Raw genomic sequence first — 22,512 nt, 5'->3', positions numbered from 1 at the left:
GTCACCTTCGTACCGTTTGTCGGTAAATATGACCACTCTGGGGTGAACTGATGATTGCACGCAGACGACAGGTTGCCCTGGCCCTCATGGCCGTCCTCGCCGGGGGCGCCGCCTGCCAGGCCCAGCACCACCGAGCGGCGGTCCACGCCGGACACCCTGCCCCGCCGGCCGCCCGCGGCTTCACGCTCGTCGCCTCCGGCGACATCCTGCCGCACGGCTCGATCATCGACCGCGCCCGCTTCGACGGCGGTGGCCGCGCGTACGACTTCCGCCCGATGCTCGGCGGGGACGGGCCCGCGGTCGCCCGCGCCGATGTGGCGCTGTGTCACCTGGACACCGTCTTCGGCGCGAACGGCGACTACACCGGCCGGCCCACCCTCAAGGCCCCGCCCGAGCTGGCCCAGGCTCTCGCCGCCACCGGCTACGACGGCTGCTCCACCGCCTCCGACCACACCCTCGACGACGGTGCCCAGGGCGTCCACCACACCCTCGACGTCCTCGAGGCGGCGGGGGTACGGCACGCGGGCTCGGCCCGCACCGAGGCCGAGGCGCACACGGTCACGCTGTTGCGCGCGGGCCCGGCGAAGGTGGCGCACCTCGCCTACACCTACGACACCCACGGCTTCCCCCTGCCGCCGGACGAGCCGTGGGCCGTGGGCCTCCTCGACGAGAACCAGGTCGTCGCCGACGCCCGGGCCGCCCGGCGGGCCGGCGCCGACGTGGTCGTCGTCTCCCTGCACTGGGGCACCGAGTGGCAGGACACGCCCGACGCCCAGCAACTCGCCCTGGCCAGGCGGCTCACCGCCGCCTGCACGGGCGACCGGCCCGACATCGACCTCGTCCTCGGCACCCACGCCCATGTCCCGCAGGCGTACGAGAAGGTCAACGGCACCTGGGTCGTCTACGGCCTGGGCGACCAGATCGCGGGCGAGATGTACGACAGCGACGGCCAACAGGACCCGCGCGGCAACCAGTCCACCATCGGCCGCTTCACCTTCGCCCCGCCGGCCCGGCCGGGCGGCCGCTGGCAGGTGACCCGGGCCGAGTTCGTCCCGCAGATGTTCGACATCGACGCCGGCCGGGTGGTCGACCTCAGCCGGGCCCTGGAACAGGGCGCCGACGTAACGGCGGTGCGCGACCGCATCCGCGACGTCGTGCTGAGCCGGGGCGCGGCGAAGGACGGGCTGGTGATGGGGAAGTGACGGGTACGCGGGTCAACGGACGTCGCAAGGGAAAGCCCCGGCTGGACGGGGGAGGCCAGCCGGGGCCGTGGGGGGTGGATTGCGGAGGGCGGTCGCCTCTCGGCGGGGTGCTCCCTGGGGCTTCAGCCGGACGATCGTCCCCATGGGCTGTAGGTGAGGCCCGGGGACACTGTCCCCTCCGCAGCCACGTAGACATGAACGGCCGGCCGGGCCGGGTTGTTCCGCCGTTGACGCCCGTTGTCGTGTGACGTGGCACACACGGTCCGTCGGCTTACTCGACGTCCACGTGGTCGAAGGTCTTCAGCATCTCCTTCAGCACCCGCACACAGGCCCGGAGTTCCGCCTCGGTGAGGTCGCCGCCGACCTGCCGGTTCAGGGCGTGCTCGCGTTCGAGAATGGTGTCGATCATCCTCTCGCCCGCCTTGGTGATCCGGATCAGCGAGGACCGCTGGTGGGCTGGGTTGGGGGTGACCTCGGCCCATCCCCCGGCCACCGCGTCGTTGACCATGCGCTGCACGAACTGCCGGGTCAGCGCCATGATCCGGCCCATCTGGGGCACCGTCATGGACCCGTAGCGGCGCAGCAGGACGAGCACGGAGCGTACGCCGACCGAGACGCCCTCGACCTGTTCGCCCTGCTCGACCTTGCGCAGGCCGCGGCGGTAGAGCGCGCCGATCAGGTCGAACACCTCGGAGACGCGGTCGCCGAGTTCGTCGGGGGAGAGGGGGACGTCGTCGTTCACCCGGACATCATGCACCGAAGCCATCATGACAATCAGGTTGTCAAAGCTGGGGAGACATGACACCTTGGTTGTCATGACGGTTGCTTCCGAACTGAGCTACTTCGCGTCCGCCGACGGCGATCTCGCCTACCTCGACACCGGATCCGGAGACCTCGTGGTCCTCCTGCACTCCGGCTACGTCGACCACCGCCTCTTCGACGACCAGATCCCGGCCCTCGCCGAGGCGGGGTACCGGGTGATCGCGCCGGACACCCGCGGTCACGGCTGGTCCGCCAACGCGAGCGAGCCCTTCCGCTGGGCCGACGACCTCGCCGGACTGCTCCAGCACCTCGATGCCGGCCCCGCCGCCCTGGTCGGGGTGTCGATGGGCGGCGCCATCGCGGGCGACACCGCGATCGAGTACCCGGAGCTGGTGCGGGGGGTTGTCCTCAGCGGCGCCTCCGTCAGCGACTTCCAGTACACCTACGAACCGACGCAGAAGGTCGTCGCCGCCTCCGCCGAAGCCCTGAACGCGGGTGACGTCGAGGGCTGGCTGAAGGTGTTCCTCGGGTCCGTCGCCGGCCCGTTCCGCACGACCGCCGAGATCGACCCGCGCATTCTGGACCGCCTGCGCGAGATGGCCCTGCACACCATCGCCAAGCACACCCCCGGCGAGGCGAACCGGCACGTGCCCATGGCCGACACCTGGCCCCGGGTGCCGAAGATCGACGTCCCGGTGCTCACCGTCAACGGTGCGCTCGACTCGCCCGACCTGATCGCCGATGCGGAACGGTTCGCCCGTACGGCCCGGAGCGGGCGCTCCGTGCTGGTCGAGGGCGTCTCGCACTTCCCGAACCTGGAGCGGCCCAAGGAGTTCAACGGTCTCCTCCTCGACTTCCTCCGCGGCCTCTGAGTCCCGCTGACGCCCCGCCGGCACCGAGTGCATGTAGGAGTAGCGAAGTGGACGACTAGGACCGCGGGACCGGCCGTACCGTTGGCCACGGTTCCGGACACAGTGCTGCGTTATCTGGGGGACGTCCCCCAGACCCGCGGCGCCCCCGCCGATGATGCCGCCTACGCCGATCGCGGGGAGCTGGCACAGCCCCACGGACCGGTCGAGCCGGGTTCCCTCGCCCCCTCCGTCTCCTCGATGCACTCGATGGGTTTGCGGCGGAGAATTCCTTCGCCTCGCCGGGGCCTGGCCATGAGTCTTGCATCTTCGCCTTGGGCAACGTATGACGGCGGATCATGACGACCCGGACCGGCCCGCCACGGAAGACGCCGCGCAGCTAGGTGGCCCGGCCATGTGAACTGAACCGCTGTTCAGCAAGGCGGGGTCGGCAGTAGTTTGGCGCGCAACCACTCGCATCGCTCTGGGAGTTCCTCGCATGAGCAGCGACAAATCGGCCCCGGCACCCCTGCGGACCTTCTCGTCACCCCACCCCGTCACCGGCACCGATGCCGACCGGGAACTCGGCCGGGCCCTCGTCAGGGCCTGGCAGACCGACGGCATCTTCCAGATCCGGGCGACCACCGCCCAACAGGCGGCCACGGAGCGGGCGTTGGCAGCCTCCCGCGCCTTCTGCGCCCGGCCCCTGCGGGAGAAGACCACGTATGTCTCCGACCTCACCTACAGCGGCTATGTCGCCTCCGGCGAGGAGGAGACCGCGGGGGAGAAGGACGGCTCGGAGATCTTCACCGTCTGCCCCGACATCCCCGCCGACGACCCCCGCGTCATCGAACGCTGGCCCTGCCATGGCCCCACGCCCTGGCCGTCAGCCGCCTACGCCGACGCCATGAAACGGTACATGGCCCTCGTCGGCGAGCTCGGCCACCGTCTGCTCCGCCTCACCGCGCTGGGCCTGGGCCTCGCCGACCCGGACCACTTCACCCGCCTCACCGCCGACGGCTGGCACCACATGCGGGTGCTGCGCTTCCCGCCCGCCACCGCCGCCTCCGCGCGCGGGATCGGCTCCCACACCGACTACGGCCTGCTCGTCATCGCCGCCCAGGACGACGTCGGCGGCCTTTACGTGCGCCCGCCCGTCCCCGGCGAGGAACGCGGCCGCAACTGGCTGCCCGGCGAGTCCATGGCCGGCCGCTACGAACACGACGAACCGTGGACCTACGTCACCCCGGTCCCGGCCGTGTTCACCGTCTTCCCCGGCGACATCATGCAGTTCATGACCGACGGCGCCCTGCTGTCCACCCCGCACAAGGTGCGCCTCGCCGACCGCGAGCGCTACACCCTCGCCTACTTCCACGAGCCGGCCTTCAACGCGGTCGCCCGCCCCCCCGGAGCCGGCGGCCCCCACCGACCACATCCACTACGGCACCCACTTCACCTTCATGTTCCGCCGCTGCTACCCCGACCGCATCACCACGACCCGCATGGACGCCGACTCGGCCCTGAAGACCCTCACCCGCCTCCACGAGGAGGCCCTGCACCCGGCCTGACCGCCCCCGGCCCCCCGGTGCACTCCGCTTGGGCGGCGAGTTTCGACGTCGTCCTGTTGTTCGCGGTGCTGACCTGCGTCCCCGACGGGGAGGCGGACATGGACCTGGTGGACGAGCACCGTATCGACGTCGGCACGATGAACGGCCACCGGTCGCGGGCCGTGCAGTTGCTCTGCCGTAGGCGCTGAGCGCTGAGCCCTACGGCACCACCGTCACCGGCCAGCGCCCCGCCTTCACCAGGCGGACCGCCACCGAGCCGACGATCCGGTGGCCCGCCTGTTCCGAGGCGCCCACCACCACCGCGTCCGCCTTCAGTTCGTCGGCGGCCTTGACCAGACCGCTGTAGGGGTCGCCGCGGAAGGTGTGGAACTCCCAGCGCACGTCGAATATCCCCTTCAGCCGCTCGGTCCCCTCCCGGATCTGCGTCTTGAGGTCCTCGGCGATCTCGTCCGTCGTCTCGGCCACCGGCGCCCCCATCGCCGCGCCCGCCGCCATCACCGGCTGGACGTAGACGACGGCGAGAAGCGCGTGCTGGCGCCGGGCCAGGCCGGCGGCGTAGGCCGCGGCGCGCAGGGAGGAGTCGGAGCCGTCCACTCCGACCACGATGACCTTCGGCCCGTCCGTGCCCCGCTCGAACTCGTGAGAGTGCTGTTCCGTCACGGGCGCGAGGCTATCGGAAACCGCAGGTCCCACCATCCCGCGGGCCCCTTCGACGGGCGCCCCGGCCGGGCTCTTCCTAGAGTCGGAACCATGAGTGCCACAGCGCAGGCATCCCCGCCCCAGAGCGGCGCGGGCCGGATGCGCCCGCCCGGCACCGGACGGCTGGGCCGGGTACCCGAGGGTTTCGCGACCTTCTTCGGCGCCCTCGGCCTGCTCTGCGCCCTGCTGGCCGTGATCCCGCCGCTGCGCGCCCTGCTCCGCCCGGTCGTCCGCTTCCTCGACCTGCTGATCGTCCCCATCAGCGCCAACCTGGCGTACGCCGTCTTCCTCTTCCTCCTGGCCGGCGCTACCGCGGCCCGCAAGAAGATCGCCTGGTGGCTGGTCGTCGTCTATCTCGGCCTGGTGGTCCTGACCGACGTCCTGGGCGTGTCCGTCGGCCTGTACGCCGCCTCCGTCCCGTCCCTCGTCGTGTGCGGCCTGCTGCTCGGCCTGCTGATCGTCGCGCGGGGGGAGTTCTACGCCGCCTCCCGCCGCGCCGCCGTCCGCCGCGCCGTCGGCGTCCTGCTCGTCGGCCTGGCCCTCGGCATCCTCGCCGGCTGGGGCCTGGTCGAGCTGTTCCCCGGCACCCTGCCCGAGGGCCAGCGCCTGGCCTGGGCCGCCAACCGGGTGTGCGGCGGCCTCGTCTCGGCCCAGTCCTTCGACGGCCGCCCGCCCCGCGCCCTGTTCTTCCTGCTCGGCCTCTTCGGCGCCCTCGCCCTGCTCAACGCCGCCGCCACCCTCTTCCGCTCCCAGCGCATGGAGTCCGCCCTGCACGGCGACGAGGAGCCCCGCATCCGCGCCCTCCTCAAGGCCTACGGCGAGCAGGACTCCCTCGGCTACTTCGCCACCCGCCGCGACAAGGCCGTCGTCTTCTCGCCCAGCGGGAAGGCCGCCGTCACCTACCGTGTCGAGGCCGGCGTCTGCCTGGCCAGCGGAGATCCCGTCGGCGACCGGGAGGCCTGGCCGCACGCCATCGCCGCCTGGCTGGACGTGGCCCGCCTGCACGCCTGGGTGCCCGCCGCCATGGGCGCCTCCGAGGACGGCGCCAAGGCCTACGCCCGCGCCGGACTCGGCGCCCTCCAACTCGGCGACGAGGCCATCCTCAACGTGGCCGACTTCGATCTGGACGGCCGCGACATGCGGGTCACCCGGCAGGCCGTGCACCGCGTCCGCCGTACCGGCGCCACCACCCGGGTCCGCCGCCACGCCACCCTCACCGACGAGGAGATGGAGGAGGTCGTCGACAAGGCCGACGCCTGGCGCGACACCGAGACCGAACGCGGCTTCTCCATGGCCCTCGACCGGCTCGGCGACCCCGCCGACGGAGACTGCCTCCTGGTGGAGGCCATCGGCGCGGACGGCCGTCTGCTCGCGCTGCTCTCCTTCGTGCCCTGGGGCCGGGACGGCATCTCCCTCGACCTGATGCGCCGTGACCGCAGCGCCCCGAACGGCGTCATGGAGTTCATGGTCGCCGAGCTGTGCGCCGCCGCCCCCAAGTTGGGGGTGCGCAGGATCTCCCTCAACTTCGCCGTCTTCCGCTCGGCCTTCGAGGAGGGCGCCCGCATCGGCGCCGGCCCGGTCCTGCGGCTGTGGCGGCGCCTGCTGCTGTTCTTCTCCAAGTGGTGGCAACTGGAGGCGCTCTACCGCTCCAACGCCAAGTACCAGCCCGAGTGGTATCCCCGCTTCATCTGTTACGGCGACACGGGCGCCCTCGCCCGCATCGGCCTGGCCTCCGGGATCGCCGAAGGTTTCGTTTCCGTACCGTCCCTGCGCAAACTCTGGGGAAAAGGGCACTCGAAGGGCGCGTCCAGGCCCGCCACCACGGAGGGCCTGCCGTCGCTGTCGGCGCTCGGCCTCGCCGGAGGGGACGAGGCCGGGCCCGACGACCTCCTGGCCGGCCTGCCCGAACAGGTCCGCGTCCGCCACCACAAGCTCGAGAGGCTGTCCGCCGACGGCACCGACGCCTACCCGGTCGGCATCCCGCCGCGCACCCACACCCTCGCCGAGGTCCGGCCCGGCGACGACGTCACCGTCGCCGGCCGGATCATGCTCGTCCGGGACTTCGGCGGCATCGTCTTCGCCGTGCTCCGCGACTGGTCCGGCGATCACCAACTCGCCCTCACCCGCGAGCGGTCCGGCCCCGCTCTCGACCGCTTCACCGCCGACACCGACATCGGCGACCACATCAGCGCCACCGGGCACGCGGGCACCAGCGACAAGGGCGAACCGACCGTCTTCGTCACCGACTGGCAGCTGATCGGCAAGTGCCTGCGCCCGCTGCCCGACAAACGCCGGGGGCTGGCCGACCCGGAGGCCAAGGTCCGGATGCGCTATCTCGACCTGGTCTCCAGCACCGAGGCCCGCGAGGTGATCCGGGCCCGCTCCACCGCCGTACAGGCCCTGAGGCAGGGGCTGTTGGGCCGCGGCTACCTCGAAATCGAGACCCCGATGCTCCAGCAGATCCACGGCGGTGCCAACGCCCGTCCGTTCACCACCCACATCAACGCCTACGACCTCGACCTCTATCTGCGCATCGCCCCCGAGCTGTACCTGAAGCGGCTGTGCGTCGGCGGTCTGGAGAAGGTCTTCGAGATGGGCCGCACCTTCCGCAACGAGGGCGTCTCCTACAAGCACAACCCCGAGTTCACGATGCTCGAGGCCTATCAGGCGTTCGCCGACTACGACGTGATGCTCGACCTCGCCCGCGAGCTCATCCAGGGCGCGGCCACCGCCGCCTTCGGCTCACCGATCGCCCGCAAGGACGGCAAGGAGTACGACATCTCGGGCGCGTGGCCGGTCAAGACCGTCTACGGGGCGATCTCGGAGGCACTGGGGGAGGAGATCGACGCGGACACGGAACTGGAGCGGCTGCGGGGGCTGTGCGACCGGGCGGGTGTGCCGTACACCGCCGACGACGGCAGGGGCGACGTGGTCCTCGAAATGTACGAACGCCTGGTGGAGGAGAAGACCCAACTCCCCACCTTCTACAAGGACTTCCCGACGGACGTCTCCCCGCTCACCCGCCAGCACCGCACCGACCCACGCCTCGCCGAACGCTGGGACCTGGTCGCCTTCGGCACCGAACTGGGCACGGCCTACTCCGAGTTGACCGACCCGGTGGAGCAGCGCCGCCGCCTGACCGCCCAGTCCCTGCTGGCCGCCGGAGGCGACCCCGAGGCGATGGAACTGGACGAGGACTTCCTCGACGCCCTCGAATACGCGATGCCGCCCACCGGGGGGCTGGGCATAGGCGTGGACCGCCTGATCATGTTCCTGACGGGGCTGACGATCCGGGAAACCCTGCCCTTCCCCTTGGTCCGCCGCCGCTGACCCCTCGCACGGCTTGGGCCGAGCGGGTGGTTTCCCGGGGCCGGACCGGTGTTGCTGGGGGGCGTCGGTGCGGTGCCGGGCGAGTGATGACACATGAAGAAGGATCAGTTCCTCACGCGGCGCCGGGCGTTGCTCGCCGGGGTCACCGCTCTGGGCGCGGCCGGCACCGCCGCCGCGGTCGCGCTGGGCGGGGGAGAGGGGCCGGCCCTCAGGGCCGCCGCTCCCGCCGCCGGCCCGCAGGCACGCGCCGTGCTCAAGCCCTCCGCCTACCGTCTGCAGCCCCTGACCGGCTACGGGCCCCCACAGGCCGCGCACGCCCCGCTCCCGGTCCGGCACGAGCCGTTCCTGCGCATGTCCGGCCGCGGTCGCACCATGCTGCTGACCTTCGACGACGGACCCGACCCCCGCTACACCCCGCACATCCTCGACACCCTCGCCGAGTACGAGGTCCACGCGACGTTCTTCGTCTGCGGTGAGCAGGCCGACTGGAACCGCGACCTGCTGGCCCGGATGGCCGACGAGGGGCACGTCGTCGGCAACCACACCTGGTCCCACCCCCTGCTGACCACGCTCACCCGCGCCCAGATCCGCAGCGAGATGAAGCGCACCAGTGACGTCATCGAGGACGCCTACGGCGAGAAGCCCCGGTGGTTCCGCGCCCCCTACGGCGCCTGGAACCGGGCCGCCTTCCAACTGGGCGCCGACCTGGGCATGGAACCCCTCGCCTGGACGGTCGACACCCTCGACTGGACCACGCCCGGCACCCGCAGCATCGTCCACCGGGTCGAGGACGGCGCCGCCCCCGGCGTCGTCGTGCTCTCGCACGACGCCGGGGGCGACCGTTCCCAGAGCGTCCGGGCGCTCAAGGAGTACTTGCCCGAGCTTCTCGATTCCGGGTACCACCTCACCGTGCCCAGATGCCCCGACGCGTGAGCCGCATTCGCCCGTCCGGTCGGGAATCCTCAGCGGACCTCCACCAGACGGGCGAAGACGACGACATTCCCGTCGTAACCGTGCTGTTTGGAGAAACCGCCGCCGCAGGTGATGACCCGGAGTTCCGGGGCCCCCTTGGAACCGTATACACGGTCTCCGGGGAAGTTGGCCTTCGCGAAGACCTCGATGCCGTAGATCTCGAAAACGGCCGTCTTTCCGTCCTTCCGCGCGACCTCGACGCGACTTCCCTTTTTCAGCGCCCCCAGGCCGTAGAACACGGCGGGGCCCTGTTTGTTGTCGACATGGCCGACGACGACCGCGGTCCCCTTCTCACCGGGCGAGACCGCGCCGGTGAACCAGCCCGCCAGGTTCGGGTCCTCCGGCGGCGGCGCCGCCACCCAGCCGTCGGGGTCCAGACCCACCGGCATGACCGGCGCGTCGACCCGGATCGCCGGGATCCTGACCCGGTCGGGCTGGGCGTAGGGCAACGCCTGGACGCTGCGGAAGGTGCCGGGGACACGGCTGTCCGCCGCGGCGGCCGAGGCGGGCTGCGGCGGACCCACGTCGAACTCCCCCGATCCGTTCCGGATGAGGGCGAGGCCGGTCAGCAGAACAAGCGCTATCACGCCCCAAGGAGCACGCTTCTTCGGGCGCAGCTCCTCCTCTTCCTCGGCCAGCTCGAACGCAGCCATTCGACTTTCCCCTCTCGACGCGGCCGTCGCCCCGTCATTCGCGCATACGAGAACGCTAAGTGGCGCGCGTGAAACCGGCGACGGCTGAGGCGCGAACGGGTGCCCCGCGTGTCTTGGGTGCGCCATCCGAGTTGCCGTCCCCAGGAATTTTCTGACGGCATGTGACCTGCGCCGATATCCGATTGTGCGGTAATCGGTCGGCGTGTCCTCTCACCAGGACGGACCAGCGCCGAAATGCGCGCGCGTGCACGACATCTGAGGGTCTTTCTGGGAGACGCTTTCTCGCCGATCGACCGGGGACGGGTCCCGGGGCGTCTTCCGCGGAGGATCACATGCGTACCACTCGTGCCCTGGCGGCGTCCGCCGCCGCGGTCGCCGTCCTCGGGATCGCCGCCCCCGCGTCCGTCGCGCGGGACGGCATGCCCAGCCCGAGCAACATCGTGGCCCTGCCTAGCGTCATCGCCCGGGGCGGACAGCTGACCATCACCGTCAACAACTGCAGCACCCCTGCCACCGCGAGTTCGGACGCCTTCCGGCCGATCCAGCTGACCTCGCGGGGCGGCACTCTGGCGACGGGCACCGCGACCGTCAACCGTGACGCACGCCAGGGATCGCACAGCATCAGCGTCGTCTGCGCCAACGGCACCGTGATCAACCCCGCGGCCTTCTCCGTCATCGGCGGCGTCCAGGGCGGTCTCGGCGGCAGCAGCTCCAGCGGCGCCACACCGACCGACGTGGCGATCGGCGGCGGGCTGGTGGCCGCGGCCGTCGTCGGCGGCGGGGTGTTCTGGATGCGCCGCAGGGCGGAGCGGCGGATCTGAACCTGCACCCTTTGGGAGGACCCCTTCGCAGGACCGATCGCACGTGAAACGCCTTGGTCCCGGATTCCCTCGAGGATCCGGGACCAAGGCGTTGAGTCAGGCGCCGCGGCGGTGCGAGAAGTGGTACGCCGCCGCGATGGAGCCCAGGATGAGCGCGGCCCCCATGCCGATCTCCTTCAGGTCGAACCCGGCGATGCTGCCACCGTCACCGGCGTGCACACCACGGTGGGGACTGACGGGACTCACCGGCACCGGCGTGGGGCCGACCGGTCGGCCTCCCGCGATGGTCAGGCCCGTCGAGCCGCTCGCCCCGTCACAGGTGAAGGTCACCTGGTAGACGGCCCCGGGCTTGGCGTCCCAGTCGACGGTCGCCACGGCCACGGAGCTGCCCCGGGGAATGGTGACCGTGTCGAACACCGCCGAGCTCACCGTCGCCGGCCCTCTGCAGCCGCCGTCGCGGTGGAGTTGCAGCGCGACCTCGCCGTCCGGGACGACGGTCGAGGGCAGGACGCTGAAGCCGAACGGTGTGATCGGTGCGATGGTGCCGGCGAGGGCGGCCGGTGTGGAGAGGGCGAGGGCGCTGACGGCCAGCAGTGCGGCCGAAGCGACGCGTATCGCGCGCATGGCGGATCCTCCGGTCCCCGAGGAGCAGCTGCGGACCTTTTCCGCTTGCGCCATGAGAGTGCGCCACAAATGCACCTCGATGACCGAAACGCTAGGAACAGGTGTGCGCCTGCGCGATCGCAGTCGGGCGAATGGGGCACACGTGTGGGCTACCCGGGGGACACGCGCGGCGTGGCGGGTGTCCTCCGGGTGGCCCGTCAGGTGAGGCTCTGTCAGCCCTTGAGGTGCGGGAAGAGATTCAGGAAGGGCTCCGCCGAGGCGGTGATGCCGCGGCTGTAGGGCGCGTCGAAGTCCCAGATCAGGAAGAGCAGGAAGGCGATCAGGGCGGAGAACAGCCCGGCCAGGATCAGTTCGCGTCCGGTCCGCCTGATCTGCAGGGCGAAGATCATCCCGATGGTGATGACGGCCCCGGACAGCAGCCCGAACCAGACCACGCCCGGCATGGTGGCCCCCAGCGAGTCCGCGCGGGCGGTACGTGCCTGATCGGCCGCGGTCACCTGGTCCAGCAGCGGCTGGTAGGCCTGCCCCTCGAAGTCGTTCTTCGGCTGGTAGTCGGTGACGTCCTCCCGGATGCGCCGGAAGAGCTCATCACCGCGCGCGGTGACCTTGCCGTGGTCCGCCATCGCCTTCCAGTCGACCTCGACGACGTGTCCGGCATAGGCGTTGACATCGGCGCGAATGTGGTCGCGGACGTCGGGCGGATAGACCCGTACCCGCTCCGAGACCTCGTGCAACGCCATCGCCTCCGCCTGCACATGGTCCTGGGCGGCGCTGCGGCCCTCCCAGACCCCGGCGATGGCGAGGCCCAGGACGATGGCGTACACCACGCCGATCCACATCGTCATGTACTCGATGACGTCCGGGGTCTCGCTGGGGTCCTCGTCGTCGGGTGCCGCCTTGTGCCGTACGAGGGTGATGACGACCACCACGACGCAGGCGGCCAGCATCGCGAGGGTGAGAACAAGCCAGTCCGGCAAGAGGTGCCTCCAGATTCAGCGGGGGCGCAGCGCGGCGACGGCGATCGCGGCCGGTGCGGTGATGAGCAGGACGAAGGTGAGCGGCGACGGGCCGTCATGCGTGGGCCGGTGCGGAGCCGGCGGGCGGTAGTGCGGATAGCTCACCGGGGTCACGGACGGGCGCGGGGTGGGCTTGGGCGGAGGCGTCGGCTTCGGCGGCGGAGGTGGAGTCGGTGCCGGCGGAGGCGGGGGTGGGGTCGGGCGCGGTGCCACGTGCCGGGGCGGCGGCGGTGGCGGCACGGGTTTCGGGGTGGGCTTGGGTGCCGGGGGCGGGGTCGGTCTGGGGGTGGGCCGGGGCTTCGGGGGCGGGGTGGGGGTGGGCGTCGGAGTCGGGCTCGGGCACGACGGCGTCGGCGTCGGCGGCGGCGGAGGGGGTTCCGGACAGACCGGAGGTGTCGGCCAGGACGGGCTTCCGGCGACCGCCACCGCCTGGATGCCGTCCGGGCCGGTCGAGGCGTACGCGCAGGCGTCGGCGGCGGCCGGTGCGGCCGGCGCCCCCACCAGCAGCCAGGTCAGCGCCACCAGCGCCAATGCCCGTGCGGCGAAGGCGGTTTGCGTCGGTTCGGGTCCATGCACGACCGAGATCATGAGCCCTGTCGGGCGCTCCCACGCCGGAGGGCGGGGGGATTGGCCCGATCGGGGGATCACGGGCGTACTCGGGTTTGACCGGCGCCACTTCGAGGTTCCTTGGATACGCACGCGCGTGCGAGTCGGGGTGGCGGTGGCACAGGTTCCGAAAAGAAATTTGTGAGGCGGTTGAACACAACCGCTGGTCCCATGCGTACCCATGCTCGTGCGGCGGCGCAGCAGGGCGCTGCAACAGCCTTGCGATTATGGGGAGTTGTTGACGATGAAGACCTCCTGGCGGAGCGCCTCCATGGTGGTGGGTGCCGCAGCCATCCTGGCTCTGACGACCGCGTGCGGCCAGGGGAGCGGAACCTCTTCGGTGGGCAGCCAGAACGTGGGCGCCACCGCTCCGGCCGGCGGCGGCTACGGCAGTGTCGGCACCAGCACCGGTGCCGGTGCCGGGGTCAGCGCGAGCCCGAGCAACGGTTACGGCGCCGACGGCCAGCAGGGCGCGGCGAGCCAGAACTCGCCCGCCGGTCAGCTCGCCGTCACCCAGAACGCCGAGCTGGGCAAGGTGCTGACCGACAGCGCCGGTCTGACCCTCTACCGCTTCGACGAGGACACGGCCGAGCCGCCCAAGTCCAACTGCGAGGGCGACTGCGCCAAGGCCTGGCCGCCCGTCTCCGCGGACGACGCCTCGGCGGGCGCCGGTATCGACAAGTCCCTGCTCGGCGAGGTCACCCGGGCCGACGGCACCAAGCAGCTGACCATCGCGGGCTGGCCGGCGTACCGCTACGCCAAGGACACCAAGGCCGGCGACATCGCGGGCCAGGGCGTCGGCGGCAAGTGGTTCGCGCTGGCCCCCACCGGCAAGAAGGCCACCCTGGCGAGCCTGCCCGGGCTGTCCGTGCGCAAGGACCCCAAGCTCGGCGACATCGTCGTCGACAAGAACGGCATGACGGTCTACCGGTTCATCAAGGACCAGGCCTGGCCGAAGGTCATCTCCAACTGCACCGGTTCCTGCCTGGAGAAGTGGCCGGCCGTCGCGCCGGTCGAGCCCAACGACACCAAGGGCATCGAGAAGAAGGGCCTGATGGGCTTCACCCGGCCCGACGGCGTCAAGCAGATGACCGTCGACTGCTGGCCGGCGTACACCTTCTCCGGCGACACCAAGCCGGGGGACACCAACGGTCAGGGCGTCGGCGGCACCTGGTACGTCATGGCCCCCTCCGGAAAGCCGATCGGCGCGCCGAAGAAGTAGGCGTCACCTCCCCAGGGTTGATCGCACCGAGGCGCGTTCGATCGCAGGTCCGCCCCCTCCGCTCCGCACGGAGGGGGCGGACCGCTTTTCACGTGCTGCCCATGTGCGGCCGACGCGGCCGTTTTGCCGCGTTTTGGCCGGGCGAATGCGGCACGTGCCGCAGGCAGTGACCGGGAACGGATGGTCAATTTCCGTTTCGGCTCGCCCCGTTGGCAGGCGATCAGTAGCCTCAGCTCGAACACCGGATCGCCTACGCCCTTGGAGAGATAGATGGAGCGTCCCGCCTGGGCCCCCCGGAGCATCGACATCTCGGTGCCGAGCGTCTCGCGGATCTACGACTTCTACCTGGGCGGTTCGCACAACTTCGAGGTCGACCGGGAAGCGGCCCGCAAGGCCATGGAGTTCATGCCGGGACTGCCCAAGATCATGCAGGCGAACCGGGCGTTCATGCGGCGCGCGGTGCGCTTCGCCGTCGACGAGGGCATCGACCAGTTCCTGGACATCGGTTCGGGCATCCCGACCTTCGGCAACGTCCACGAGGTGGCCCAGGCGGCCCGCCCCGGCGCGAAGGTCGTCTACGTCGACCACGACCCGGTCGCCGTCGCCCACAGCCAGGCGGTCCTCGCGGGCAACGAGGACGCCGGCGTGGTCGCCGCCGACCTCCGCAAGCCCCAGGAGATCCTCGCCGGCGCCGAGGTGGAGCGGCTGATCGACCTGAACCGGCCGGTGGCGCTGCTTCTCGTTGCCATACTGCACTTCGTGGAAGACGCGGACGACCCGTACACGGCGGTGGCCGAGCTGCGCGAGGCGCTCGCGCCCGGCAGCCTGCTGGTGCTCACCCATGCCTCGTACGAGGGAATCCCGCTGCCGCCGGAGCGGGCGGAGGGCGCGGTGGACGTGTACAAGGACATTCGCAACCCGCTGATCATGCGCTCGCGCGACGAGATCGCGCGGTTCTTCGAGGGGTACGACATGGTGGAACCGGGATTGGTGCCGCCGCCGCTGTGGCGGCCGCAGGAGGCACCGGAGGACGAGGATCCGTATGCCTTCTCCGGGTTCGCCGGCGTTGGGCGCACGGCGTGAGCGCGGAGCCGGACGGGCCGGAGGACAGACTGCGCCGGTTCGCGACGATCTGGAGCCGGGCGGTGTTCCCGGTGACCTCCACGTCGCTGACCCGGCCGGAGTTCGAGGAGCGACTCCTGCCGCTGGCCCGGCGGTTGAGCCAGGCCCTGCACGCCCGCCCGCTCGACGCGGACGAGGGCAGGGCGGTCGGGGCGGCGCTGGTCACCGCGCACTGCACCGACCCCGAGGCGCTCAGCCGCACCCTCGACTGCGTCGACGCCTACCTCGTGCTGTACTGCGGGGCCGACGGCGACCAGGAGGAACTGCGGGCGCGCTGCTCGCGGTTGCAGCACGCCATGGCCGCCGGGTTCGCGCAGGCGCTGCGTGAGCGGACGCTGGCCGAGCAGGAGGCCATCTCCGCCGCCGCGCTGCAGGCGCAGGGCGTGGTCGCGCAGGCGCTGCACGCCACCGAGGCCCGCTTCCGCGCGGTGTTCGAAGGCGCGGCCATAGGGATCGGCATGGCCGACCTGGACGGCAACATCCTCCAGGTCAACGGCGCGTTGCTGCGGATGTTCGGCCACTCCGAGCAGAACCTGCGCGCCCGCAACGTCAAGGAGTGGACCCACCCCGAGGACGCCCCGCAGACCTGGACCCTCTACGAGGAACTCGTCCGCGGCGAGCGCGAGCACTACCACCTCGAGAAGGCGTTCTACCGCCCCGACGGAACGGTCCTGTGGACCAACCTCACGGTCTCCCTGCTGCGGGACGCGGACGGCAACCCGCAGTACCAGCTCGCGCTGATGGAGGACACCACCGAGCGCCGGCTGCTCAACCTCCGGCTGCGCTACGAGGCCACGCACGACGCCCTCACCGGCCTGCCCAACCGCACCTTCTTCTTCGAACGCCTGGAGAAGGCGCTCGGCGCCGGCCAGGGCCAGCGCTTCGGCCTGTGCTACCTCGACCTCGACGGCTTCAAGACCGTCAACGACAGCCTCGGCCACGCGGCCGGCGACCGGCTGCTCGTCGAGGTCGCCGACCGGCTCCAGTCCTGCACCACCGCGCCCGGCGAGATGGTCGCCCGGCTCGGCGGTGACGAGTTCGTGGCGCTGACCACCGGCCCCGACACCGAGCGCGAGGTCGACGAGCTCGCCGCCCGCATCATGAACGCCCTGCTCGCGCCGATCAGCATCGACGGCCGTGAGCTGACGGTCCGCGGCAGCATCGGCATCGTCGAGGGACCGGCCGGCACCCGCAGCCCGGCGGAGGTGCTGCGCAGTGCCGACATCACCATGTACCGGGCCAAGTCGGCGGGCGGCAACCGCTTCGAGCTGGCCGACGAGGAGGCCGACGCCCGCGTCATCACCCGGCACGGCCTGACCACCGCGCTGCCCGCCGCGCTGGAGCGGGGCGAGTTCTTCATCGAGTACCAGCCGCTGGTCCACCTCGGCGACGGCAGTGTGCGCGGCGCGGAGGCGCTGGTGCGCTGGCTGCATCCGCAGCACGGCGTCCTCGGCCCGGACCGCTTCATCCCACTCGCCGAACACACCGGCCTCATCGTGCCGCTGGGGCGCTGGGTGCTGGAACAGTCCGTCCGGCAGGCGCGCGAATGGCGAGAACGGTACGACGACGCGGGCCCCCTGCGGATCAACGTCAACCTCTCGCCCTGCCAGCTCACCCACCCCGGCCTGGTCCAGGACACCGTCGACATCCTGGAACGCGCGGGCGTCGCACCGGACGCCCTGTGCCTGGAGGTCACCGAGTCGGCGTTGATCGGCGCGGACGACGACCTGCTCAAACCCCTGCGCCGGCTCGCCGAGATGGGCGTCGACATCGCCCTCGACGACTTCGGCACCGGCTACTCGAACCTGGCGAACCTGCGCCGGCTGCCGGTCAGCATCCTCAAGCTGGACCGCTCCTTCACCCAGAGCATGCAGCAGTTCCCCGCGGACCCCGTCGACCTCAAGATCGTCGAGGGGATCGTTTCCCTCGCCCACAGCCTGGACCTCGCGGTCACGGTCGAGGGCGTGGAAACAGGCGCGCAGGCCGAGCAGTTGCGGATACTGGGCTGCGACACGGCCCAGGGCTGGTACTACGCCCGCCCCGGCCCACCGGACCGCCTCCACGAACTGGCCCTGGTCGACGCGACGGGCTGACCCGCCGGGGCCGCCCAGACCCGGGCCTCTGCTCCGTGCCCGCTACGGCGGCCCGGGCGGCACCGTGCGGCGTGCACGCACGACAGGTGCGGGTTCAAACGCGGGGCGTGCACGGGAACTCGGCGATCCCGCCCGACGCCAGGCCGCTGCGCGGGGCGGGGCGCGCGGCCTGCGGAGCGGCTCCGGTGCCCGGGAGAGTGCCCTGCCGGACGTCACGGCCCGCGCAGGCGACGGAGCCGGGGCAGCGGCGTCGCACGGGCGGCCGGGGCGGAGCCGAGGGCCGGGCCGGCGTTCGCCGGCGCCCCAAGACCAAGGCGCCGGTGCGCAACCCCGCGAACACCTCCCGGCAGCGCGGCCCAGTGCTCCGGCCGGCTCGGAGGCGGCCTGCCGCCTTCGTCGACGCCCCGTTCGTGGCCCGGGTGGTCCCGACCGCCATCGGTGTCACGCCGGACGACGTGGTCGCCCAGCCACTCCAAGGCCACCTCACCGGCCGCTTCTCCACTCGCCGCATCGCCGACCGTCCTCTTCCCCGCCGGGGGGTCGCTCGCGCAACATCACCGGCGGCGGTCCCGGCTCGATCTGGTGCGCGGAAGCGTTGCGTCACCGCTCCAGCAGCATCCGCTGCAACTCCCGCGCGGCCCGAGGCGGAGCCACATCGCTGCGGTGCGCCAGCGCGATCGTGCGGTGCAGACCGGGCCGGGCGAGCGGGGTGACCCGTAGCCCCCGCCCCGACCGTGTCGCGACCATGCGGGGTACGACGGCCACCCCCAGCCCCGCCCGGACGAACCCGAGCACCGCGTCCATCTCCCCGCCCTCCACCGCGAACACCGGCTCGAACCCCTCCGCACGGCACGCGGCCACGGTGAGTTCGCGCAGGTCGTAGCCGTGCCGGAACATCACCAGGCGCTCGCCCTCCAGGTCCGGGACGCGGACGGTACGACGCCCCGGGCCACCGGGTGCGGGCGCCTCCGGGGAGGAGACCACGACCAGGTCCTCGCGCAGCAGCTCGACCGTGGTCAGGGCGGGGGAGGGCGTCGGCAGTGGCAGCACCACCAGCGCGAGATCCAGCGCGCCCCGCGCCAGGAGCCGTACCAGATCGTGCGAGCCGCCCTCCTCGATCAGCAGCCGGATGCCGGGATAGCGGTCGTGGAAGGCGCGCAGCACATCCGGCAGCAGACCGGTGCACAGGCTCGGCGTCGCCCCCAACCGCACACGGCCGCCCCGCAGTTGGGCCAGCTCCTGCACCTCGTGCCGGGCGGTGTCCGCGTCGGCCAGGATGCGCCGGGCGAGCGGCAGCAGCGCCTCGCCCGCGTCGGTGAGCGTGATGTTGCCCCGCGCCCGCTGGAACAGGTCCGCGCCGAGCTCCCGCTCCAGCGCCCTGATCTGCTGGGACAGGGACGGCTGGGCGACATGGACCGCCTCGGCGGCCCGGGTGAAGTGCCGGGTCTCCGCGACCGCCACGAAGTACTGGAGCTGCTGGAACTGCACCCACCCAGCATAGTCTGCGCCTATCGAAACGAGCCGGACCATGTCTTGGACCGATGGGGCCGTTCGGCCCTAGCGTCTGGAGACATGGCTCTGGCAACGCGGACGGACCGACGGCCGTCCATGGCACGCACCGTGTGGGACTCCTCCGTCGGCAAGAAGACCGTGATGGCGGTCAGCGGCCTGATCATGCTGCTGTACCTGGTCGTCCACATGATCGGCAACCTGAAGATCTTCTTCGGCGCGGGCGAGTTCAACCACTACGCGCACTGGCTGCGCACCATCGGCGAACCGTTCATGCACTACGAGTGGACGCTCTGGCTGATCCGCGTCGTCCTCGTGGTCGCCGTCGTCGCGCACGCCGTCTCCGCCTACCAGCTCAGCCGCCGCGACATCAGGGCGCGGCCCAGCAAGTACGTGCACAAAAAGCCGAAGGCCACCTACGCGACCAGTACCATGCGCTGGGGCGGGATCATCCTCGGCCTGTTCATCGTCTGGCACGTCCTGGACCTGACCACCGGCACCGTGCACTCCGGCGGCTTCCAGCCGGGCCACCCGTACCAGAACGTCGTGGACACCTTCTCCACCTGGTACGGCAACGTCATCTACATCGTCGCGATGCTGGCGCTCGGGCTGCACGTGCGGCACGGCTTCTGGAGCGCCGCCCAGACCCTCGGCGCCGGCAGCCGCAGCCGCGACCGTGCCCTCAAGGCCGTCGCCAACGTCCTCGCGCTGCTGCTCACGGCCGGTTTCATCGCCGTACCCGTGGGCGTCATGACCGGAGTGGTGAGCTGACATGACCTACACCGACTACGTCACCGGCGAACCCGTCGCCGACACCAAGGCGCCCGCCGGGCCGGTCGCCGAGCGCTGGGACAAGCGCCGTTTCGAGGCCAAGCTGGTCAACCCGGCCAACCGGCGCAAGCACACGGTGATCGTCGTGGGCACCGGCCTCGCGGGCGGCTCCGCCGGCGCGACCCTCGCCGAACAGGGCTACCACGTCGTCCAGTTCTGCTACCAGGACTCCCCGCGCCGCGCCCACTCCATCGCCGCGCAAGGAGGCATCAACGCGGCGAAGAACTACCGCAACGACGGCGACTCCGTCCACCGCCTGTTCTACGACACCGTCAAGGGCGGCGACTTCCGGGCCCGCGAGTCCAACGTCCACCGCCTCGCGCAGATCTCGGTCGAGATCATCGACCAGTGCGTGGCACAGGGCGTGCCCTTCGCCCGCGAGTACGGCGGCCTGCTCGACACCCGTTCCTTCGGCGGCGTCCAGGTTTCGCGCACCTTCTACGCCCGCGGCCAGACGGGCCAGCAGCTGCTGCTCGGCGCCTACCAGGCCCTCAGCCGGCAGATCGCGGCGGGCAACGTCGAGATGCACCCGCGCACCGAGATGCTGGACCTGATCGTCGTCGACGGGCGGGCGCGCGGCATCGTCGCCCGGGACCTGATCACCGGGAAGATCTCCACGTACTTCGCGGACGCCGTCGTCCTGGCCAGCGGCGGTTACGGCAACGTGTTCTACCTGTCGACGAACGCCATGAACTCCAACGCGACGGCCATCTGGCGGGCGCACCGCCGCGGCGCCTACTTCGCCAACCCCTGCTTCACCCAGATCCACCCCACCTGCATCCCGCGCACCGGCGACCACCAGTCCAAGCTGACGCTGATGAGCGAGTCGCTGCGCAACGACGGACGGATCTGGGTGCCCAGGGCCAAAGGTGACGACCGGCCGCCGAACCGGATCCCCGAGGACGAGCGCGACTACTACCTGGAGCGCATCTACCCCTCCTTCGGCAACCTGGTCCCGCGCGACATCGCCTCCCGCGCCGCGAAGAACGTGTGCGACGAGGGACGCGGGGTGGGCCCCGGCGGGCAGGGCGTGTACCTGGACTTCGCCGACGCGATCAGGCGGATGGGGCGAAAGGCCGTCGAGGCCAAGTACGGCAACCTCTTCGACATGTACCAGCGGATCACCGACGAGGATCCGTACGAGGTGCCGATGCGCATCTACCCGGCGGTGCACTACACGATGGGCGGGCTGTGGGTCGACTACGACCTGCAGACCACGATCCCCGGCCTGTTCGCGATCGGCGAGGCCAACTTCTCGGACCACGGGGCGAACCGGCTGGGCGCCTCGGCGCTGATGCAGGGCCTGGCCGACGGCTACTTCGTCCTCCCGGCCACCATCAACGACTACCTCGCCCGCAACCCGCACCAGGAGCCGGTGACCGACCAACACCCGGTCGTCCAGGAGGTGCTGGCGGAGACCGAGGACCGGCTCAACCTGCTGCTGTCGGTCGACGGCGACCGTACCCCCGACTCCTTCCACCGCGAAGTGGGCGAGCTGATGTGGGAGTTCTGCGGCATGGCCCGCACGGACGCCGGTCTGCGCAAGGCCCTGGAGCGCATCCCGCAGATCCGCGAGGAGTTCTGGCGGCGCATCAAGGTGCCCGGAACCGGCGAGGAGTTCAACCAGTCGCTGGAGAAGGCGAACCGCATCGTCGACTACCTGGAGCTCGCCGAGCTGATGTGCCTCGACGCGCTGCACCGCGCCGAGTCCTGCGGCGGCCACTTCCGCGAGGAGTCGCAGACCCCGGACGGCGAGGCGGCCCGCAGGGACGACGAGTTCGCCTACGCGGCCGCCTGGGAGTTCACCGGCACCGGCGAGGCTCCGACCCTGCACAAGGAAGACCTGGTCTTCGAGTACGTCCATCCCACCCAGCGGAGCTACGCATGAAGCTCACCCTGCGCGTCTGGCGGCAGCGGAACGCGGACACCGACGGCGCCATGTCCACGTACGAGGTGGACGGCATCTCCTCCGACATGTCGTTCCTGGAGATGCTCGACGTCCTCAACGAACAGCTCATCCTGGCAGGCGAGGACCCGGTCGCCTTCGACCACGACTGCCGTGAGGGCATCTGCGGCGCGTGCTCGCTCGTCATCAACGGCGACGCGCACGGACCCGAGCGCACCACGACCTGCCAGCTGCACATGCGGTCCTTCAAGGACGGCGACACGATCGACATCGAGCCGTGGCGGGCCGCCGCCTTCCCGGTGGTCAAGGACCTGGTCGTCGACCGCTCGGCCTTCGACCGGATCATCCAGGCCGGCGGCTACATCACCGCGCCGACCGGCTCCGCGCCCGAGGCGCACGCCACACCGGTGCCCAAGCCGGACGCCGACTTCGCCTTCGAGCACGCCGAGTGCATCGGCTGCGGCGCCTGCGTGGCCGCCTGCCCCAACGGCGCGGCGATGCTGTTCACCTCCGCCAAGGTCAACCACCTGGGCGTCCTGCCGCAGGGCGCGCCCGAGCGGGAGACCCGGGTGCTGGACATGGTGGCGCAGATGGACGAAGAGGGCTTCGGCGGCTGCACCCTGGCCGGGGAGTGCGCCACGGCCTGTCCCAAGGGCATCCCGCTGGTGTCCATCACCAGCATGAACAAGGAGTGGCTGCGCGCCACGCGGAAGGTGGCGAAGAGGTAG

Annotated in this window: 19 protein-coding genes and 1 pseudogene; 12 read left to right on the top strand and 8 right to left on the bottom strand. The window is 71.3% G+C overall.

Features of this window, described 5'->3' with window-relative positions; translation table 11 throughout:
- The first annotated feature begins 50 nt into the window (after positions 1-50).
- Positions 51-1,202 carry a CapA family protein gene (locus tag ACWCQ1_RS15890; RefSeq protein WP_358602651.1) on the top strand — a complete coding sequence of 384 codons (1,152 nt, stop codon included), beginning with the start codon at positions 51-53 and terminating at the stop codon, positions 1,200-1,202.
- 271 nt (positions 1,203-1,473) lie between these two features.
- Here the strand turns inward: ACWCQ1_RS15890 and ACWCQ1_RS15885 are convergent, their stop codons facing one another.
- Positions 1,474-1,944, bottom strand: coding sequence for a MarR family winged helix-turn-helix transcriptional regulator (locus tag ACWCQ1_RS15885; RefSeq protein WP_451026707.1), 471 nt, complete (start codon positions 1,942-1,944; stop codon positions 1,474-1,476).
- A gap of 73 nt (positions 1,945-2,017) precedes the next feature.
- Here ACWCQ1_RS15885 and ACWCQ1_RS15880 point away from each other — a divergent pair, with 73 nt between their 5' ends.
- A complete protein-coding gene (locus ACWCQ1_RS15880) occupies positions 2,018-2,836 on the top strand; it encodes an alpha/beta fold hydrolase (protein ID WP_358602645.1) in 819 nt (272 codons plus the stop codon).
- A 53-nt stretch (positions 2,837-2,889) separates the two neighbouring features.
- Here ACWCQ1_RS15880 and ACWCQ1_RS15875 read toward each other — a convergent pair.
- A pseudogene (locus tag ACWCQ1_RS15875) lies at positions 2,890-3,129 on the bottom strand (hypothetical protein); the annotation flags it as partial.
- Positions 3,130-3,311: 182 nt separating this feature from the next.
- On the opposite strand from ACWCQ1_RS15875, the gene ACWCQ1_RS15870 reads away from it, so the two are divergent.
- Positions 3,312-4,568 (top strand): isopenicillin N synthase family dioxygenase, encoded by a 1,257-nt coding sequence (locus ACWCQ1_RS15870; protein ID WP_451026706.1) that lies wholly within the window; start codon positions 3,312-3,314, stop codon positions 4,566-4,568.
- A 10-nt stretch (positions 4,569-4,578) separates the two neighbouring features.
- On the opposite strand, the gene ACWCQ1_RS15865 is transcribed toward ACWCQ1_RS15870, so the two are convergent.
- A complete protein-coding gene (locus ACWCQ1_RS15865; protein ID WP_133046580.1) occupies positions 4,579-5,040 on the bottom strand; it encodes a universal stress protein in 462 nt (153 codons plus the stop codon).
- Positions 5,041-5,130: 90 nt separating this feature from the next.
- Here ACWCQ1_RS15865 and lysX point away from each other — a divergent pair, with 90 nt between their 5' ends.
- The gene (lysX, locus tag ACWCQ1_RS15860; protein ID WP_451026705.1) at positions 5,131-8,409 is read left to right on the top strand and encodes a bifunctional lysylphosphatidylglycerol synthetase/lysine--tRNA ligase LysX; all 3,279 of its coding nucleotides are present in this window, start codon (positions 5,131-5,133) and stop codon (positions 8,407-8,409) included.
- Between the two features lie 93 nt (positions 8,410-8,502).
- Positions 8,503-9,342: a polysaccharide deacetylase family protein gene (locus ACWCQ1_RS15855; protein WP_451026704.1), complete on the top strand. Its 840-nt coding sequence runs from the start codon at positions 8,503-8,505 to the stop codon at positions 9,340-9,342.
- Positions 9,343-9,371: 29 nt separating this feature from the next.
- Here the strand turns inward: ACWCQ1_RS15855 and ACWCQ1_RS15850 are convergent, their stop codons facing one another.
- Positions 9,372-10,034 (bottom strand): class F sortase, encoded by a 663-nt coding sequence (locus tag ACWCQ1_RS15850; protein ID WP_358602633.1) that lies wholly within the window; start codon positions 10,032-10,034, stop codon positions 9,372-9,374.
- Positions 10,035-10,366: 332 nt separating this feature from the next.
- On the opposite strand from ACWCQ1_RS15850, the gene ACWCQ1_RS15845 reads away from it, so the two are divergent.
- Positions 10,367-10,855 (top strand): hypothetical protein, encoded by a 489-nt coding sequence (locus ACWCQ1_RS15845; protein WP_133046584.1) that lies wholly within the window; start codon positions 10,367-10,369, stop codon positions 10,853-10,855.
- 96 nt (positions 10,856-10,951) lie between these two features.
- Here ACWCQ1_RS15845 and ACWCQ1_RS15840 read toward each other — a convergent pair whose 3' ends face one another.
- The 3 genes from ACWCQ1_RS15840 to ACWCQ1_RS15830 form a co-directional block, all read right to left on the bottom strand.
- Positions 10,952-11,479 (bottom strand): hypothetical protein, encoded by a 528-nt coding sequence (locus tag ACWCQ1_RS15840; RefSeq protein WP_358602631.1) that lies wholly within the window; start codon positions 11,477-11,479, stop codon positions 10,952-10,954.
- Between the two features lie 212 nt (positions 11,480-11,691).
- The gene (locus tag ACWCQ1_RS15835; protein ID WP_358602629.1) at positions 11,692-12,456 is read right to left on the bottom strand and encodes a bestrophin-like domain; all 765 of its coding nucleotides are present in this window, start codon (positions 12,454-12,456) and stop codon (positions 11,692-11,694) included.
- A 15-nt stretch (positions 12,457-12,471) separates the two neighbouring features.
- On the bottom strand, positions 12,472-13,071 hold the full coding sequence (locus ACWCQ1_RS15830) for a hypothetical protein (protein WP_451026703.1): 600 nt from the start codon (positions 13,069-13,071) through the stop codon (positions 12,472-12,474).
- A gap of 274 nt (positions 13,072-13,345) precedes the next feature.
- On the opposite strand from ACWCQ1_RS15830, the gene ACWCQ1_RS15825 reads away from it, so the two are divergent.
- From ACWCQ1_RS15825 to ACWCQ1_RS15815, 3 genes are all read left to right on the top strand, one after another.
- On the top strand, positions 13,346-14,323 hold the full coding sequence (locus tag ACWCQ1_RS15825) for an SCO0930 family lipoprotein (protein WP_358602623.1): 978 nt from the start codon (positions 13,346-13,348) through the stop codon (positions 14,321-14,323).
- A gap of 270 nt (positions 14,324-14,593) precedes the next feature.
- Positions 14,594-15,406, top strand: coding sequence for an SAM-dependent methyltransferase (locus ACWCQ1_RS15820; RefSeq protein ID WP_133046588.1), 813 nt, complete (start codon positions 14,594-14,596; stop codon positions 15,404-15,406).
- Positions 15,403-17,538, top strand: a complete 2,136-nt coding sequence (locus tag ACWCQ1_RS15815; protein WP_358602620.1) for a putative bifunctional diguanylate cyclase/phosphodiesterase — start codon at positions 15,403-15,405, stop codon at positions 17,536-17,538. The genes ACWCQ1_RS15820 and ACWCQ1_RS15815 overlap by 4 nt, the downstream gene beginning before the upstream one ends.
- A 600-nt stretch (positions 17,539-18,138) precedes the next feature.
- Here ACWCQ1_RS15815 and ACWCQ1_RS15810 read toward each other — a convergent pair.
- Positions 18,139-19,026, bottom strand: a complete 888-nt coding sequence (locus ACWCQ1_RS15810) for a LysR family transcriptional regulator (protein WP_133046590.1) — start codon at positions 19,024-19,026, stop codon at positions 18,139-18,141.
- A 120-nt stretch (positions 19,027-19,146) separates the two neighbouring features.
- On the opposite strand from ACWCQ1_RS15810, the gene ACWCQ1_RS15805 reads away from it, so the two are divergent.
- The 3 genes from ACWCQ1_RS15805 to ACWCQ1_RS15795 are packed head-to-tail and all read left to right on the top strand — an operon-like array spanning position 19,147 to position 22,512.
- Positions 19,147-19,818, top strand: a complete 672-nt coding sequence (locus ACWCQ1_RS15805; RefSeq protein ID WP_358602675.1) for a succinate dehydrogenase — start codon at positions 19,147-19,149, stop codon at positions 19,816-19,818.
- Position 19,819: 1 nt separating this feature from the next.
- The gene (locus ACWCQ1_RS15800) at positions 19,820-21,766 is read left to right on the top strand and encodes a fumarate reductase/succinate dehydrogenase flavoprotein subunit (RefSeq protein ID WP_451026702.1); all 1,947 of its coding nucleotides are present in this window, start codon (positions 19,820-19,822) and stop codon (positions 21,764-21,766) included.
- Positions 21,763-22,512, top strand: a complete 750-nt coding sequence (locus ACWCQ1_RS15795) for a succinate dehydrogenase/fumarate reductase iron-sulfur subunit (protein ID WP_358602614.1) — start codon at positions 21,763-21,765, stop codon at positions 22,510-22,512. Before ACWCQ1_RS15800 ends, ACWCQ1_RS15795 begins: the two co-directional genes overlap by 4 nt.

The organism is Streptomyces sp. NPDC002144 (genome assembly GCF_053593695.1).
This window is presented reverse-complemented; position numbering and strand designations above follow the sequence as displayed.

What these genes read in the sequence shown, in the direction of transcription:
- ACWCQ1_RS15855 (WP_451026704.1), top strand. Translation starts at nt 8,503, where the DNA reads ATGAAGAAGGATCAGTTCCTCACGCGGCGCCGGGCGTTGCTCGCCGGG.
- ACWCQ1_RS15845 (WP_133046584.1), top strand. Translation starts at nt 10,367, where the DNA reads ATGCGTACCACTCGTGCCCTGGCGGCGTCCGCCGCCGCGGTCGCCGTC.
- ACWCQ1_RS15825 (WP_358602623.1), top strand. Translation starts at nt 13,346, where the DNA reads ATGAAGACCTCCTGGCGGAGCGCCTCCATGGTGGTGGGTGCCGCAGCC.
- ACWCQ1_RS15795 (WP_358602614.1), top strand. Translation starts at nt 21,763, where the DNA reads ATGAAGCTCACCCTGCGCGTCTGGCGGCAGCGGAACGCGGACACCGAC.
- ACWCQ1_RS15870 (WP_451026706.1), top strand. Translation starts at nt 3,312, where the DNA reads ATGAGCAGCGACAAATCGGCCCCGGCACCCCTGCGGACCTTCTCGTCA.
- ACWCQ1_RS15880 (WP_358602645.1), top strand. Translation starts at nt 2,018, where the DNA reads ATGACGGTTGCTTCCGAACTGAGCTACTTCGCGTCCGCCGACGGCGAT.
- ACWCQ1_RS15805 (WP_358602675.1), top strand. Translation starts at nt 19,147, where the DNA reads ATGGCACGCACCGTGTGGGACTCCTCCGTCGGCAAGAAGACCGTGATG.
- ACWCQ1_RS15840 (WP_358602631.1), bottom strand. Translation starts at nt 11,479, where the DNA reads ATGCGCGCGATACGCGTCGCTTCGGCCGCACTGCTGGCCGTCAGCGCC.
- ACWCQ1_RS15820 (WP_133046588.1), top strand. Translation starts at nt 14,594, where the DNA reads ATGGAGCGTCCCGCCTGGGCCCCCCGGAGCATCGACATCTCGGTGCCG.
- ACWCQ1_RS15800 (WP_451026702.1), top strand. Translation starts at nt 19,820, where the DNA reads ATGACCTACACCGACTACGTCACCGGCGAACCCGTCGCCGACACCAAG.
- ACWCQ1_RS15850 (WP_358602633.1), bottom strand. Translation starts at nt 10,034, where the DNA reads ATGGCTGCGTTCGAGCTGGCCGAGGAAGAGGAGGAGCTGCGCCCGAAG.
- ACWCQ1_RS15890 (WP_358602651.1), top strand. Translation starts at nt 51, where the DNA reads ATGATTGCACGCAGACGACAGGTTGCCCTGGCCCTCATGGCCGTCCTC.
- lysX (WP_451026705.1), top strand. Translation starts at nt 5,131, where the DNA reads ATGAGTGCCACAGCGCAGGCATCCCCGCCCCAGAGCGGCGCGGGCCGG.